Raw genomic sequence first — 15,467 nt, forward strand, 5'->3', positions numbered from 1 at the left:
ATGGACCGCATGTCCTTCCTCCGCCGCCGCGCAGCGACCCCCGCGGGCCCCGACTTCGACGTCCTGGCCATGGACCCGGGTGACTGGCCGGGCAATCTCGGGGCCGGCCTGCTGCCCGCCCCCGACGGCTCCTGCCAGGGCGTGTTCCTGCGCTACGACCTGTTCGGCGGCCGCGGCCCCGCGATGATCATCGGCAATCTGCCCGAGGGCTCCCCGGCCCGGGAGACCGCCGAGGGCGAGATCCCCTTCGAGGTCGCCCAGCTCCTGATCGCGCTGGAGAACGACGAGGAGGTCACCGTCACCGACGTCGAGGACGTCCCCGTGATGCAGGGCGACAACCTCCTCATCGTGCGCCGCCTCAAGCTGTCGGAGACCCGCATCTCCTGCGTCCAGTTCGACCGCAGTGACAACGTGCTGGTGACGATCGCCTCCTGGGACCGCCCCATCACCGACGACCTCTACGCGCTGCTCAAGCCGCTGCCTGCGGAGCTCTTCCAGCAGGGCTGAGCCCAGCCCCCACGACACACGACCGGGCCCGGTCCGCCTCCACGGCGGATCGGGCCCGGATCGTTCTCCCGCCGAGCCGGACGGTCAGGACTCCGTCGACGGCAGCACCCGCACATCGGCCGCCCGCACGTACGCGACCCGGTGACCGAACTGGATCTCGTAGTACACGTCCTCACCGCGCACCACTCGATGCGAGGTCGTGTCGAACGTCGGCGAGTAGAAGTACTCGCCCGTCGTCCGCCCGCCGACCACGTACCGCTGCCCCGCGAGCAGCTTGTACGGCAGCGGCGAGATCGCCTGCGGGGTCATGCCCGCCGGGTAAGCGGCCTTCTCCGGGTACGCGCGCCCGTACACCGGAATCTCCGAGGCGCCGTCCTTCGGCGTGATCACCAGGCCCTTCGCGCTCACCGCGGCCGGCTGTTCCGCCGGGTCGTGGAACCAGGCCTTCTGGCCCAGGTACCAGATCGCCGTCCAGTCGCCCTCGCGCCCCGCCACCGCGTACTGCTGGCCCGTCGAGGCACGGGACGCCATGTCGTTGACGCCCGTCGTCGAGTCCTGGCCGCCGGGGCGCAGCCCGATGTCCTTGACCAGCGGGGCGTCCTCGCTCGGCGCCGTGTACAGCCGCACCGCGCTCGACCCGTGCGGCGCGCACGGCTCACCGGCCTTGGTGCAGCCCGTGTACACCGGCTGGTTCCCGGCGTACTCCGGGTCGAACGTCACCAGGCCGCCGTTCGGACCGGCCGTCGGGTGGAACGGCTTGCCGAGCAGCGCGAAGTAGTGCGCCCAGTCCCAGTACGGGCCCGGGTCCGTGTGCATCCCCGGGATCGTCCCGCCCGTCGGGCCCGGCACCGTGTCGTGGCCGAGGATGTGCTGCCGGTCCAGCGGGATGTCGTACCGCTTCGACAGGTACTTCACCAGCCGCGCCGACGAGCGGTACATCGCCTCCGTGTACCAGGAGTCGGGCTGCGCGAGGAAACCCTCGTGCTCCAGACCGACCGACTTCGCGTTCATGTACCAGTTGCCCGCGTGCCAGCCGACGTCCTTCGCCTTCACCGACTGCACGATATGCCCGTCCGTCGAGCGCAGCGAGTAGTGCCAGGCCAGATACGTCTTGTCCTGGACCAGCTTCAGCGTCTGCTCCCACGTCGCCTCCGTGTCGTGGATGACGATGTAGTCGATGCTCTGGTCCTTCGGGCGGTCCGCGAGATCGTGGTTGCCGTAGTCACCGTCGCCGAACTCCTCGTACGGCGCCGGGATCCACTCGCAGGACACCGTCCGCGGGCACTCGGCTCCGTCGGCGTCCGCCTTGCGCAGGCCCGCGCGGGTCAACTGGGCGGGCTGCGGCTCGGCCGCCGGGTCGGCGGTGAGCGCGAGGTCCTGTCCCGCGTCGTTGGTGCGACGCTCGCCGTCCCGGATCACCGCGAACACGTCGTCCGCGTACGTCGCCGCACTCGCCGCGTCGTCCGCGCCGGAGAACGTGGCCACCGCGCCGAACCAGTCGGACGGCTCGGACGTGAGCGGCTCGCCGAGCCGCTTCTGCGCGGCGGCCAGCAGCGCCGCGCCGCCCCGCACATTCGCCGCGGGATCGCTGCGCAGCTCCTCCGCCGGAATCCCCGACACCTCCGACGCCCGGATCAGCGTGGTGAGCCGGGCGGGCAGCTCGCCGCCGTCCGGCAACGCCGGCGTCGCCTTCAGCGGGGCGCGCGAATCGTCGCCGCGGGCATCGCCCTCGGCATGGTCGTAGCGCACCGTGCGGGCCAGCGCGGTACGCGCGTCCGTCAGATGCATGGGGCCGTAACCGCCGGAGACGCTCGGCGCGCCCGCGTGCGTGTCCCAGCGCGACTGCAGGTACGAGACGCCGAGCAGCACGCTCTGCGGCACGTGGTACTCGGCCGCGGCCGACGCGAACGCGCTCTGCAGCTTCTGGTCCGCCGCGGCCGGTGCCCCGGCGTCCTGCGGGGGCGCCGCCCCGAGCAGCGGGAGCAGCAGCCCCGCCGTCGCGAGCGTGCCCGCCGCCCTGACGCGCGCAACACGGCCGGTGAGAGAACGGGGAGAACGATGCAACGGTGCCTCCTGGGAACGACGGAGCCGGGATGGTGCGCGATGCGTGCGGGGCCGATCGTGGTCAGTGGTATCGGCTCCCCGACGATCCGTCAATCATCCGACGGGCCACGGAGTTTCCAGGGATTTCCCATGTCAGCGGGCGTGTGGCCGACCGCCTGGGCCGGGTTTTACGCGCGGTGGTGCGGCCGCCTGCGGCGCGTCAGTGGAGTGGACCAATGGGAGGACCAGGCGGGCGGTCACGGGGAGGTGCACGGTGAGGACGACGAAAAGGATCCGCGGTGCGCCGGCCTTCGCCCAGCGCACCGCGGATCCTCGTCCCCCGTCAGCGCGTGCCGACGGCCGCACGCACCGCCTTCCGCGCCATGTTGCAGTCCTCGTGCAGCCGGCGCAGCAGCAGCCGCTGCTCCTCACCGGACGGCACGGCACCGGCCGGGGCCTGGCCCGGCGTCGCCGGGGCCGGCTCCTGCAACGAGCGCTGCACGGCCGTCTCGTAGGTGCGGATCTCCCGGGTCAGGACGAGCATCAGGTTGACCAGGAAGGCGTCCCGGGCCGCCGGGCCGCCGGACTGCGCGAGCTGGCTGATCTGCCGGCGCGCCACCGGGGCGTCACCGAGGACCGCCCACAGCGTCGCCAGGTCGTAGCCCGGCAGGTACCAGCCCGCGTGCTCCCAGTCCACCAGGACCGGACCGGCGGGGGACAGCAGCACGTTCGACAGCAGGGCGTCGCCGTGACAGAACTGGCCCATGCCCGCGCGGCCCGAGGTGTGCGCGATCCCGTGCAGGAGCTTCTGCAGGTCGCCCATGTCCCGGTCGGTCAGCAGACCGAGGTCATGGAACCGGTTGATCCGCTCCGCGTAGTCCAGGGGCGCCCCGAACGTGCCCGCCGGGGGCCGCCACTGGTTCAGCCGGCAGATCGCGCCGAGCGCGGCCCGCACGTCCGCCCGCGGCGGTGCCTCGACCGGGTGGCGCTGCAGAGCCGCAGGCCGGCCGGGCATCCGCTCGATCACCAGCGTCCCGTTGTCGGGGTCCGCGGCGATCAGCCGCGGCACCCGCACCGGGGGCCGGTGCCGGACGAACGAACGGTATGCCGCTATTTCGTGCCGGACCCGCTCGGCCCACGCGGGGGAGTGGTCGACTAAACACTTCGCGACCGCGGTGCTGCGTCCGGTCGTGCCGACCAGCAGCACGGACCGCTGGCTGCGGCGCAGCACCTGCACCGGATGGAACTCCGGGCAGATGCGGTGCACCGAGGCGATCGCCGTGCGCAGCCGGTCGCCCTGGGGGCCGGACAAGTCGAGTCTCCCGCTGAGCGGTTGGGTACCCGCCCCCGGGGCGCGACGCGGCCGGCCGATGCCGTTGAGCGTCGGGGCCGCGGGCCGCGCGGGGTCGAGGTACGGGCCGCTGCCCGCCACCGCCGGGCGGGCGGAGCGCAGCGGCCGGGGCGGGGCGGACACGGAGGACGATGCTGCGTACATGGGCGAAACAGATCCCTTCGTGTGCCGACGAGTTGCTGCGCCGCCCCACCCGGCCCTTTCGGAACACCCTGGGGAATGCCCTGCGGTGACCGGGTCGGGGTGGCGCATTCCTACCTGACACCCGAGGGCCACGAGCGTGGCAGCTGGCGCACCCTGGCGAACCCTGGCGAATAGTCGCTCTGCAACTGACAGAGGGCTACTGTCGATTGCAGCCGAGAACCTGGGGGCTTACGTGAGCGGACAACCCAACTCCCGCCTGAACGACCTGTTCGGCCTGGCCGGCTGGTCCAAGGGTGAACTCGCGAGACTCGTCAACCGGCAGGCGGCGGCCATGGGCCACCCCCAGCTGGCGACGGACACCTCGCGGGTGAGGCGGTGGATCGACATGGGAGAGATCCCGCGCGATCCGGTGCCCCGGGTGCTGGCGGCGCTGTTCACCGAGCGACTCGGCCGTGTCGTGACCATCGAGGATCTCGGTCTCGTCCGGCACGGGCGTGTGGGGAAACGGCAGGGCGGCGGGAGCCTGGAACGCCAGGGGCCCGACGGAGTGCCGTGGGCGCCCGAACGGACAGCTGCGGTCCTCACCGAATTCACGGGAATGGACCTCATGCTCAACCGACGCGGCTTGGTGGGCGCGGGTGCCGCGCTCGCCGCGGGATCCGCACTCAGCACCGCCATGCACGACTGGCTGCACGCCGACCCGGTCCTCGCGGCCGACTCCCCCAGGACCACCGATCCCCTGCACGCCGACCCCGCTGGGTTCGACCGCTACGAGGCCGCCCCCATCGGGTCGCAGGAGATCGAGGAACTGGAGCGTTCCGTAGAGGTGTTCCGGGCCTGGGACGCCTCCCGGGGCGGCGGCCTCCAGCGCAAGGCGGTCGTGGGCCAGCTCAACGAAGTCGGTGGGATGCTCTCCTACCGTCATCCCGACCATCTGCAGCGGCGCCTGTGGGGCGTCGCCGCCAATCTCGCCGTTCTCGCGGGCTGGATGTCGCACGACGTCGGCCTGGAGCCCACGGCCCAGAAGTACTTCGTCATCGCCGCGCACGCCGCGCGCGAGGGCGGGGACCGGCCGCGCGCCGGTGAGGCCCTGTCCAGAGCGGCGCGCCAGATGGTGCATCTGGGCCGGCCCGACGACGCGCTCGACCTGATGAAGCTCGCCAAGTCCGGCTCCGGCGACGAGGTGCTGCCGCGGACCAAGGCGATGCTGTTCACCATCGAGGCCTGGGCCCAGGCCTCGATGGGCAAGGGTCAGGCGATGCGGCGCACCCTCGGTCAGGCGGAGGACCTCTTCGTCTCCGACAAGGGCGACGTGCCGCCGCCGAGCTGGATGCAGATGTTCGACGAGGCGGACCTGCACGGGATGCAGGCCCTGGCGTACCGCACCCTCGCCGAGCACGAGCCGGGTGCCGCGGTCATCGCGCAGCGGCACGCCCACGAGGCCCTGGCCCTGCGGGCCGGCGGCCGTGACCGTTCGAAGATCTTCGACCATCTGTCCCTGGCCTCGGCCTGCTTCATCGCGGACGATCCCGAACAGGCGGACCGCTACGCACGTCTGGCGCTCTCCTCGATGGGGTCGAACTCCTCGCACCGCACCTGGGACCGGCTCCGCGAGATGTACCGGCTGACCGGGCAGTACGCGGACTACCCGAAGATCGAGGACCTGCGCGAGGAGATCAAGCTGGCGCTGCCCCGGACCCCGGGGAAGAAGCTCCAGGCGTAGTCAGGCATCAGGCGCGGTCTCACGTACGGGAGCATCCGCTCCCGGCGACGATCAGGCCTTCGGCTAGGCGATGATCAGGCCTTCGACTAATTGACCCGGGCGACGAGGACGCAGCCGTCGTTCTCCCGCTCGTCCCCGCCGAGCTCGTCCGAGACCACACGCAGGCATTCCTGCGGGTCCCGGGCGGCGGTGAGGCGCGGGGCGAGGGCGAGCAGCCGGCCCGCCGCCGCGGTGGCCCCGCGGCGTGGCACCAGGCCGTCGGTGTGCAGCAGCAGCAGATCACCGGCGCGCAGGGTCTCCTCGGCCTGCCCGTACGCGGTACCGGCCGGGGCGCCCAGCGGCGAGCCAGCCGGAGGCGTGAGGGCGCGCCCGGTCCCGTCGCGGAACAGCAGCGGGGCCGGGTGACCGGCCGAGGCCCAGGACAGCACTCGAGCCACCGGGTCGTACCGGCAGCACAGAGCACTGCCCAGCCGTGGCTGGGCGGGAGTGTCGAGGAGGTGGTTGAGCCGGGACAGCAGCCCGGCGGGGTCCGTACCGCACAGGGCCATGCCGCGGGCGGCGCCGAGCAGCATCGCCACGTCCGCGGTGACGGCGGCGCCGCGCCCGGACAGGTCGCCGACGGTCAACAGTGTCGCGCCGTCGGCCAGTTCGAGTGCGTCGTACCAGTCGCCGCCCGACGGCGCGCCGGTCGCTGCGGGGAGGCGCAGCGCGGCGATGCCGAGTCCACCGGGCGTCCCGGCGGAGGAGGGCGGGACCTGGAGAGAGCCGCGCCACGCGGGGGGCGCGGCCTCCTGCGGGTCGGGCTGCGCGACGGGTCGGCGCCGGAGCGAGTCACGGGTCTCGCGCACCGTGCGCTGGCTGCGGCGCAGCTCGCTGACGTCCCGGACGACCGCCCACATGGAGGCGGTCGCACCGTCGGAGTCGAGCACGGGCTCGCCCATCATGTGCACCGTGCGCACGGAACCGTCCGGACGCACGACACGGAACTCGCCGTCGATCGGCTTCCCGTCGATCAGGCAGTCGGTGACCATCGAGGTCAGCTTCGGCTGGTCGTCGGTGTGCACCACGGAGGGCAGCTCGTCGAGCGTGAGGGCGGGCACGGACGGGTCGCGGCCGAGGATCTGGAAGAGCTCCTCGGACCAGCTGGCCTCGTCGGTCAGCAGGTCCCACTCGGCGCTGCCGACCCGGCTGAGCAGCGAGCCCGCGGCCCGCTGGGCGGGCTGTCCGGCGCGGACGCCGGCCGGACCCTCGCGCAGCTGCGCCAAGTGCCGGTCGAGATCGCTCAGTTGGTGCACGGCCAGCTCGTACAGGGCGCGCTGCCAGCGCGCCTCGGGGTCGGCGGTGTCGCCCACGGCATCACGGCGCACCGCGTCGACGTCGCCGAGCAGACGGCGTGTCTGCGAGATCAGCGCGTCGACGGTGCCCCGCTCCGGCGGCTGGCCGGCGGGGCGGTCCGCGAAGACATGGGGGGACATGACGAACTCCGATGCAGGCACAGAAGGCCGAGGCTGACGGAAGGACCGGTTAAGACTTTGGCACAGGGCGCGGCACCCCGTAAGGGATTTGGCCATACACGATGCGGTGGTGCTTCTGGCATATGCCCGAGTCCTCCAGGACGGGTTTTCCGTGGGTCCTGGTCGAACGAGTGGCCGATCCTGGCGTATGTCGCCCTGGTGAGGTGTATGGCCCGGGCTGCGTCGAACGGCGTAGGGACGGCTACGCCGTGTCGGACGCGTCGGCCCCGGTCCGGTCGTGCCTACAGTCCGGCGGGCGCCAGGATCTTGTCCCTGAGGAGCTCCAGGATCCGGCGGTCCTCGTCCGGGCCCTGCCACAGGGCGGGGTCGCCGGGGTAGGTGTCGAACAGGATGTGCCGGGCGCCGAGTTCGGCCAGGGTCGCGACGTCGGCCCGGATCTGGTCGACGCTGCCGTGGCCGAGCGGCCGGTCCTCGGTGTCGGGCACGTCCGCGACCACGATCTGGACGCGCGGCGCGAACTCCGGCACCGCGCGCCCGGCCCGCTCCGCCTCCTCGGCGAGCCGCGGCAGCTGCCGCTCCAGCGCGGCCCGCGTGGCCCGGAACGGATGCCAGGCCTCGCCGAGGCGCCCGGCCCGGCGCAGCGCGGCCGGCGAGTCGCCGCCGACCCAGACGGGGACGTGCGGGGCGGTGGCCGGCGCGGGCGCCGTGCGGACGCCCTCGAAGGAGACGTAGCGGCCCTCGAAGCTGCACGGGTCCTGCGTCCAGGCGGCCCGGATCGCGGTCAGGTACTCGTCGGTGATGGCCCCGCGCTCCGCGAACGGCACGCCGAGCACCTCGTACTCGGCGGCCGACCAGCCGACGCCGGCGCCGAGGATGAAGCCGCCCTCGTTCAGCTGGTCGATGTTGGCGGCGAGCCGCGCGGTCTGCAGCGGGTGCCGGTAGGGGATCACGGTGATCGTCGTGCCGAGGGTCAGGCCGGGGACCCGGCCCGCGAGATGGGCCGCGAGGACGAACTGGTCGTAGAAGGGGGCCGGGTAGACCGCGTGCACGTCCGGGGTCACCGCGATGTGGTCCGAGATCATCGCGAAGGTGAAGCCGAGGTCACGCGCGTCCGTGGCCTGTCGGGCGAGGCTCTCGGGGGTCGTGCCGGAGCCGAAGTTGAGGAGATTCACGCCGTATCGCATGGGGCGCAGTCTCGATGATCTTGCTCGGTCCGGCCAAACCCGTGATCGATTTCAAGCCGTGGTTGTCAGGGCGTGCTTGCGCCCGCTACCTTCACGGCCATGTCCGTTGGAATATCAAACTCACTCGTCCCGGCCGGACCGTCGACGCGCGCCACCGCGTGGATCGTCTCCGTCGGCGTCTTCGTCGTGAACCTGGACCTCTTCGTCGTCAACGTGGCCGTGCCCGCGCTCGGCGCCTCCTTCGACGGCGCCTCGCTCGCCTCCCTGTCCTGGGTCCTCAACGCCTACGCGATCGTGTTCGCCGCGCTGCTCGTGCCCGCCGGACGTCTCGCCGACCGGTTCGGTCACCGGCGCGGATTCCTGCTCGGGCTCGCCGTGTTCACCCTCGCGTCCGCGCTGTGCGCCCTCGCCCCCGGCGTCGGATGGCTCAGCGCCGCGAGGGCCCTCCAGGCCGCCGGTGCCGCCGCGCTCATGCCGACCTCCCTCGCGCTGCTGCTCGTCGCCACGCCCGCCGAGCGGCGCACCCGGGCCGTGCGCGGCTGGGCGGCGACCGGCGGGATCGCCGCCGGCCTCGGCCCCGTCGCCGGAGGCCTGCTGGTCGAGCTCGACTGGCGCTGGGTGTTCCTTGTGAACGTGCCGGTCGGTGTGGCCGGACTGCTGCTCGGCGCGCGCCTGCTGCCCGCGGACCGGCCGGACCGCAGCGGCCCGCTGCCCGACCTGGCCGGCGCCGTCCTGCTCACGGGCGCGATCGGCCTCCTCGCTCTGGGGCTCGTCAAGTCCGAGGCCTGGGGTTGGAGTTCGGGCCGCACGATCGGCGCGCTCGTGGCCGCCGTGCTGCTTGCAGCCGCGTTCTGGTGGCGCTCAGCCCGCCATCCGGCGCCGGTCGTCGAACTGCCGCTGCTCCGCATCCCCGCGTTCTCGGTCGCGACCTGCGCCGCGCTGCTGTTCACCGTGGCGTTCGCGGGCCTGCTGCTCACGTCCGTCCTGTGGTGCCGCGAGGTGTGGGGCTACTCGGCGATCCGCACCGGCCTCGCCATCGCCCCCGGCCCGCTCGTCGTGCCCGTGCTCGCCGTGAGCTCGGGGCCGCTCGTGCGCCGCATCGGCGCGGGCCGCACCGCCGCCCTCGGCTGCGTGCTGCTCGGGCTCGGACTCGTGTGGTGGGCGCTGAGCGCCGACCCCGCCCCGCACTACGCCACCAGGCTGCTGCCGGGCATGCTCGTCACCGGCATCGGCGTCGGACTCGCCCTGCCGACCCTGGTCGGGGCCGCCGCCGCGGCGCTGCCGCCGGACCGCTTCGCCACCGGATCCGCTGTCACCACCATGGCGCGGCAGACCGGTTCGGTCCTCGGAGTCGCCGTCACCGTGACCCTGCTCGGCCGGCCCGCCACGGCCTCGGCCGCGCTCGACGCGTTCCGCCACGGCTGGTACGTCGCCGCCGCCTCGGCGTTCGTCGCCGCCGTCGCCGCCTTGCTCCTGCGCCGCACGGCACGGCCGCCCGTGCCGGTGGCGGCGGAGGCGTCGCACGGTTCCGCGTGAGCGTCTGGCCTTCGGTGCGGTGGACAGGGGGGCGCGGTGGTGCGTGCTACGTCTGGTGGGTGCGGCGGCCTTGGCGTTCGTCGCCGTTGGCGGTGCGCTTCTCCTGTGGCGTGCGGCAGGGTCGGTCGTACCGGGGGCCGTGGGGGCGGCGTGCGGTTTCGCGTGAGCGTCAGGCCTTCGGTGCGGCCGACGGGATGCGGGGCGTGGCGGTCCGCGGCGGAGCTGCCGCGTCCGCGCTGGAGTCGGTGGCCGTGTGCAGGGCCGCGATCTGGGAGCGGGAGGTGAAGCCGAGCTTGGTCAGGATGTGCTCGACGTGCGAGTCGACGGTCCGCTTCGACACCACGAGCCGCGCCGCGATCTCACGGTTCGTCAGACCCTCGCTGACCAGCGCCGCGACCTGCCGCTCGCGCGGCGTGAGCCCGTCCGCCGGGCCCGCGCGCTGCACCGGCACGTCCGGCGCCGCCGACTCGTCGTCCAGCGCGAGGTCCACCACCGTGTCGAGCGGCAGGCCGGCGCCCTCGGTGAACGCGTCGTGGTAGCCGTCGGCGCCGAGCGCCGCCCGGGCCGGCCCCGCCGCGTCCCCGTGCAGCTCGTGCAGGACGGGGATGCCGAACCGGGCCTCCTTCGCGGCCCGGCGCCACAGCGCGTCGGCCGCGCCCTGGAGCAGGGCCACCCGCTCGAAGTGCCGCAGCCGCGCCGCGTGCCAGGCGAGACCCTCGAAGAAGTGCGCGAGCCCCATCAGGTCGTGCAGCGCGGCCTTCGCGCGAAGCCCGTCCCGCGCGCACTCCACCGCCGCCTCGTGCTCGCCCCTGAGCCACAGCCCGACGCTCTTGACCCACAGCGCCCAACTGCGCGCCCACTGCTCCGCGGGCTGCGCGGCGCCCCGGGCCAGCGAGTCGTCGCACCAGTCGATGCCCCGCTGGTGCTCCCCGGAAAGGATCAGCATCAGGCCGCCGTAGAAGCCGAGCATGCGCAGGCCCGTGTCGTCGCCGAGGGCCGTCATCCGGGTGCGGGCCTCCTCGAAGTCCGCGGCGCAGCCCTCCATGCGGCCCAGGAAGTACCGGCGGTGCGCCTGGAACGCCAGCGTCCACGCGGCGCCGATCCGGTCCTCGATACGGGCGGCGATGCGCTCGGCCTCGGCGAGCAGCTCCTCGTTGCCGCCTCGCTCGCCCTGGATGTCCATGTACCAGCTGGTCAGCCAGAGCGCCTTGACCCGCGTCGGCGTCTCGTCCCGGCAGCCGTCCAGGGTGCGTCGCAGCCAGTACCGGCCCTCGGTCAGCAGACCCGTGGCGTGCCAGTAGCCCCACAGGGCCGTCGCCATCTCCAGGCCCCGGCCGTGCAGCCGGGGCGTCGTCACGCAGTACTCCAGCGCGACCCGGACGTTGGCCCGGTCGCGGACCAGGGCGCGCAGCAACGGGATCTGCGAGTCCCCGGTCCACTCCTCGTCGAAGGCGCGGGCCACGTCCAGGAAGTACGCGAGGTGACGGCAGCGGGTGCGCTCCTCGTCGCCCGACGCGGCGAGCCGCTCCAGACCGTACTCGCGGATGGTGTCGAGCATCCGGTACCGGGTGCCCTCGGGCGTCTCGACGCGGACGACGACCGACTTCTCGACCAGGGCGATGAGCGCGGTGAGGACGTCGTCCACCGGCAGCGAGCGCTCGTCGGCGCACACCGACTCGGCCGCCTCCAGGCTCAGTTCGCCCGCGAACACGGACAACCGGGCCCACAGCAGCCGCTCCGGCTCGGTCGACAGGTCGTGGCTCCAGCCGATCGCCGTGCGCAGGGTCTGGTGGCGCGGCACCGAGGTGCGGCGCCCGCCCGTCAGCAGCCGGAACCGGTCGTCGAGCCGGGTGAGCATCTCGTCCAAAGAGACCGCCCGCAGCCGGGACACGGCGAGTTCGATGGCCAGCGGGATGCCGTCGAGCCGGCGGCACAGGGCGAGCACGTCGGAGCGGTTGTCGTCGCCGACCGTGAATCCGGCCACGGCCGCCGAGGCGCGGTCCGCGAACAGGCGCACCGCGTCGCACTCCTCCCCGTCGCGCGGCTCGGCCGCCTCCGGCACGCCCAGCGGGCCGATCGCGAGGACGTGCTCGCCCGGTACGTCCAGGGGCTGCCGGCTGGTGGCCACGATGCGCAGCCGGGGCGCGGCGCGCAGCAGTTCGTCGCAGAGCACGGCGCACGCGTCGACCAGGTGCTCGCAGGTGTCGAGCAGCAACAGCAGCTCGCGGTCCTCCAGATGGTCGGCGACCACCTCCAGCGCGGGCCGCGCGGTCTGCTCGGGCAGGTCGAGCGCGGCGGCCACCGTGTTGGCGAGGAGCTCCGGGTCGCGCAGCGCGGACAGTTCGACCATCCGTACGCCGGACGAGAACGCGTCGCGCGCCTCGCGTGCCGCGCGCACCGCCGTACGGGTCTTGCCGACGCCCCCGGGACCGGTGAGCGTGACGAGCCGGGCTCGGGTCAACAGCTCGGCCACCTGCGCCAGTTCGTGCCGCCGGCCGACGAAACTGGTGGCCTCGGCGGGCAGGTCGCCCGGAGTGCGGGGACCGGAACTGCGGTTCATGCGAGGGCACACTCCGTGCGGGCGACGACGGGACCGATCCCGTCCCACGCTATCGGCATCGGGCCCGGTGAAGGAGCTCATCGGAGAGGAACGCGCCCTGTGAGCACGGAAGTCGGGGCCGCGGGCTCACTCCGGCGCGGTCACCATGTCCAGGAACGCCGCCGCGGCGGGGGAGCGGCGCGCCTCGTTCCACACGAGCCGCTCCTCGCGCACCGGACCGCCGCGCACCGGCACCGCCGTGAGCCCCGGGAGGCGCGGGACGAGCCGGGACGGCAGCAGCGAGATGCCGAGCCCGCCGCGCACCAGATCGGCGAGGAAGCCCAGGAAGCGGGCCTCGAACGCCACTTCGCGGTGCAGTCCGGCCGCCTGGAACGCCTCGTCGGTCTGCGCCCGCGCCGCGCTGCCCGCCGGGAAGTCCACGAACGCCTCGTCCACCAGGCGCTCCAGCGGCAGCACGGTGCCGCGCCGGGTTCGGGCCAGCGGGTGTCCCGGGGCCATGACCGCCACATGATGGTCGACGGCCAGGGTCCGGGTGCCGAGCCCGGGCCGGTCCGTACGGAACGAGGGCGGCACCCCGAGGATCGCGAGGTCCAGGCCGCCCTCGCGCACCGTGTCCACCAGCGTCTCGCTCATGCCGTCGATCAGCTTCAGTCTGACCTGCGGATAGCGGTCGTGGAAGGTGCGCATCAGGTCCGGCACGTCCACGGCCGTGACCGTGGCGATCGCGCCGACGGCGAGCCGGCCGCGGATCTCCCCGGTGGCCGCGGCCACTTCGGCGCGGGCCCGCTCCGCCGCCTCCAGGGCCTGCCGGGCGGCCGGCAGGAAGGCCTCGCCCGCGGCCGTCAGCCGTACCCGCCGGCTGGTCCGCTCGAAGAGCCGTGCCCCCAACTCCTTCTCCAGCTTGGCGATCTGATGGCTGAGCGCCGACTGCACCACCAGACACCGCTCGGCGGCCCGGGTGAACCCGCCGGTCTCGGCGACGGCGACGACATAGCGCAACTGCTGCAGCTCCATGGATCCATCGTGATCCGCGATCGTTCGGATGACAAGGATGTGTTGGACTCATAGGTGGGTGGGGGAGCAGTCTTCCTGACATGACACAGACAGAGCTTCACCCCGCAAGCGCCGCCGGATCCGCCAGTATCGAGCCGCAGGAGACGCACGCCGGACCGCGCCGCAGCCTGCTCCTCCTCATGGCCGTCGCCACCGGCCTGTCCTGCGCCGGGAACTACGTCGCGCAGCCCCTGCTCGACCTCATCTCCCGCGACCTGGGCCTCGGCAGCGTCCTCACCGGCCTCGTCGTCACCGCCGCGCAGGCGGGGTACGCGCTCGGTCTGATGCTGATCATCCCGCTCGGCGACGTGCTCGACCGGCGGCGCCTGGCGGTCACGCTCTTCTCGGCCACCGCCCTCTTCCTCACCGTCTCCGCGCTCGCCCCGAGCGGCCCCGTGCTCCTCGCGAGCACGATCCTGACGGCCCTGACCTCGGTCGGCGCCCAGGTCCTCGTCGCCCACGCCGCCGCCCTCGCCACCGCGGAGACCCGCGGCCGGGCCGTGGCCACCGTCATGTCGGGGATCCTGCTCGGCGGACTGCTGGCCCGCACCGCGGCGGGCGGGCTGTCCGGGATCGGCGGCTGGCGCACCGTGTACTGGGTGCTCGCCGTGCTCATGGCCGGCATGGCCGTCGTCCTGCACCGCTACGTCCCGCGCCTGTTCGACAGCACCGACCTGCGCTACCCGGCGCTGCTCCGCTCCACCCTCGCCCTGCTCCGCGAGGAGCCGGTGCTGCGCCGGCGGGCCCTGCTCGGCGGTCTGTCCTTCGCCTCGTACAGCGTCCAGCTCACCGCCATCACGTTCCTGCTCAGCGGCGCCCCGTACCACTGGTCGGCGCCCGCGATCGGACTGTTCGGACTGATCGGGGCCGTGGGCGTGCTGACGATGACCTTCGCCGCGCGGCTCGCCGACCGCGGCCGGGTCTCGCTGGTCACCGGCACCGCCGTCGCCCTGCTGCTGCTCGGCTGGCCGGCCCTGTACTTCGGCGCCCACTCGCTGATCTGGCTCGTCGTCGGCGTCATCGCCCTGAACATCGGCCAGCAGGCCGTCCTCAACAGCAGCCAGACCGTCATCTACGGACTGCGTCCCGAGGCCCGCAGCCGCGTCAACTCGGCCTTCTCCACGTCCTTCTTCTTCGGCGGCGCGACCGGCTCGGCCCTCGCCGCGGTCGTCTGGGCGGCGGCCGGCTGGACCGGCATCGCGGCGCTCGGGGCGGGGCTGGCCGCCCTTGGCCTGGTCGTGTGGCTCACGGGGCGTGACCACTGACCGTACGGAGGGGGGTGACGGCGAGCGGGCCGGAGTCAGGCTTCGAACTGACTCCGGCCCGTCGTCTGTTCGTAGAGCACCTTCGCCGCCTGCTTCGCCGAGGGCTGCCACAGCGTCGTCATCGGCTCCCAGACCCGCACCCCGGCCGGCGCCCCGAGCGTCAGCGCCTGGAAGCGGCTGCCGTCGTGGTCGGGCACGGCGGCCACCGTCACGTACATGACCGTCCGCACCTCCTTCTCGGCGTCGTCCGAGTCCGACACCGAACGGACCGCCGCGTAGACGGTGCTGTGCGCGGCGAGCGTGCGTCCCGCGTGCGGCACCGCGGGCAGCGGCAGCGCCGCGCCGTCGAGATCCCCGTACGTGACGATCGGGACGCGGTCGACCAGGCAGGCCTTCCCCGAGTCGTTGCGCAGGCGCAGCTCGAGCACGTCGCCGTCGTCGTCGGACGGGTCGGCCCGCAGCGTCAGGTCCTTCTCGGCGCAGCGCGGGAGATCCGCGGCGGGTGCCGTCCGTGTCGTGGCCGAGGCGGCCGGGACGGTGAGAGCGGCCAGGGCGAGGGCAGCCGTGGTGGCCGCCGTGAGGTGACGAGCGCGCATCGGCAGATCCAGTCCGTCGTCGGTCGGTCG

11 protein-coding genes are annotated in these 15,467 nt (G+C 73.4%); 4 read left to right on the forward strand and 7 right to left on the reverse strand.

Features of this window, described 5'->3' with window-relative positions; translation table 11 throughout:
• Positions 1–9: 9 nt before the first annotated feature.
• On the forward strand, positions 10–507 hold the full coding sequence (locus ACZ4E1_RS03785; protein WP_467535499.1) for a hypothetical protein: 498 nt from the start codon (positions 10–12) through the stop codon (positions 505–507).
• A gap of 84 nt (positions 508–591) precedes the next feature.
• On the opposite strand, the gene ACZ4E1_RS03790 is transcribed toward ACZ4E1_RS03785, so the two are convergent.
• Together ACZ4E1_RS03790 and ACZ4E1_RS03795 are read right to left on the reverse strand one after the other, a co-directional pair.
• Complete coding sequence (locus ACZ4E1_RS03790) at positions 592–2,571, reverse strand: N-acetylmuramoyl-L-alanine amidase (protein ID WP_467535500.1); 1,980 nt, start codon at positions 2,569–2,571, stop codon at positions 592–594.
• Positions 2,572–2,893: 322 nt separating this feature from the next.
• Positions 2,894–4,045 (reverse strand): aminoglycoside phosphotransferase family protein, encoded by a 1,152-nt coding sequence (locus ACZ4E1_RS03795; RefSeq protein ID WP_467535502.1) that lies wholly within the window; start codon positions 4,043–4,045, stop codon positions 2,894–2,896.
• 232 nt (positions 4,046–4,277) lie between these two features.
• On the opposite strand from ACZ4E1_RS03795, the gene ACZ4E1_RS03800 reads away from it, so the two are divergent.
• Positions 4,278–5,768, forward strand: a complete 1,491-nt coding sequence (locus ACZ4E1_RS03800; RefSeq protein ID WP_467535504.1) for a DNA-binding protein NsdB — start codon at positions 4,278–4,280, stop codon at positions 5,766–5,768.
• Positions 5,769–5,854: 86 nt separating this feature from the next.
• Here ACZ4E1_RS03800 and ACZ4E1_RS03805 read toward each other — a convergent pair whose 3' ends face one another.
• Positions 5,855–7,243, reverse strand: a complete 1,389-nt coding sequence (locus ACZ4E1_RS03805) for a PP2C family protein-serine/threonine phosphatase (RefSeq protein ID WP_467535506.1) — start codon at positions 7,241–7,243, stop codon at positions 5,855–5,857.
• A gap of 281 nt (positions 7,244–7,524) precedes the next feature.
• Positions 7,525–8,427, reverse strand: a complete 903-nt coding sequence (locus ACZ4E1_RS03810; RefSeq protein WP_467535508.1) for a TIGR03619 family F420-dependent LLM class oxidoreductase — start codon at positions 8,425–8,427, stop codon at positions 7,525–7,527.
• A 99-nt stretch (positions 8,428–8,526) separates the two neighbouring features.
• Between ACZ4E1_RS03810 and ACZ4E1_RS03815 the strand changes: the two genes are divergently transcribed.
• On the forward strand, positions 8,527–9,963 hold the full coding sequence (locus ACZ4E1_RS03815; protein WP_467535510.1) for an MFS transporter: 1,437 nt from the start codon (positions 8,527–8,529) through the stop codon (positions 9,961–9,963).
• Between the two features lie 169 nt (positions 9,964–10,132).
• Here ACZ4E1_RS03815 and ACZ4E1_RS03820 read toward each other — a convergent pair whose 3' ends face one another.
• Positions 10,133–12,523: an ATP-binding protein gene (locus ACZ4E1_RS03820; RefSeq protein ID WP_467535511.1), complete on the reverse strand. Its 2,391-nt coding sequence runs from the start codon at positions 12,521–12,523 to the stop codon at positions 10,133–10,135.
• A 126-nt stretch (positions 12,524–12,649) separates the two neighbouring features.
• Positions 12,650–13,537, reverse strand: coding sequence for a LysR family transcriptional regulator (locus ACZ4E1_RS03825; RefSeq protein ID WP_467535512.1), 888 nt, complete (start codon positions 13,535–13,537; stop codon positions 12,650–12,652).
• An 80-nt stretch (positions 13,538–13,617) separates the two neighbouring features.
• Here ACZ4E1_RS03825 and ACZ4E1_RS03830 point away from each other — a divergent pair, with 80 nt between their 5' ends.
• A complete protein-coding gene (locus ACZ4E1_RS03830) occupies positions 13,618–14,841 on the forward strand; it encodes an MFS transporter (protein WP_467535514.1) in 1,224 nt (407 codons plus the stop codon).
• Between the two features lie 35 nt (positions 14,842–14,876).
• On the opposite strand, the gene ACZ4E1_RS03835 is transcribed toward ACZ4E1_RS03830, so the two are convergent.
• Positions 14,877–15,437: a DUF4232 domain-containing protein gene (locus ACZ4E1_RS03835; RefSeq protein WP_467535515.1), complete on the reverse strand. Its 561-nt coding sequence runs from the start codon at positions 15,435–15,437 to the stop codon at positions 14,877–14,879.
• Between the last annotated feature and the right edge of the window lie 30 nt (positions 15,438–15,467).

This window comes from Streptomyces sp. NPDC025806, assembly GCF_055558275.1.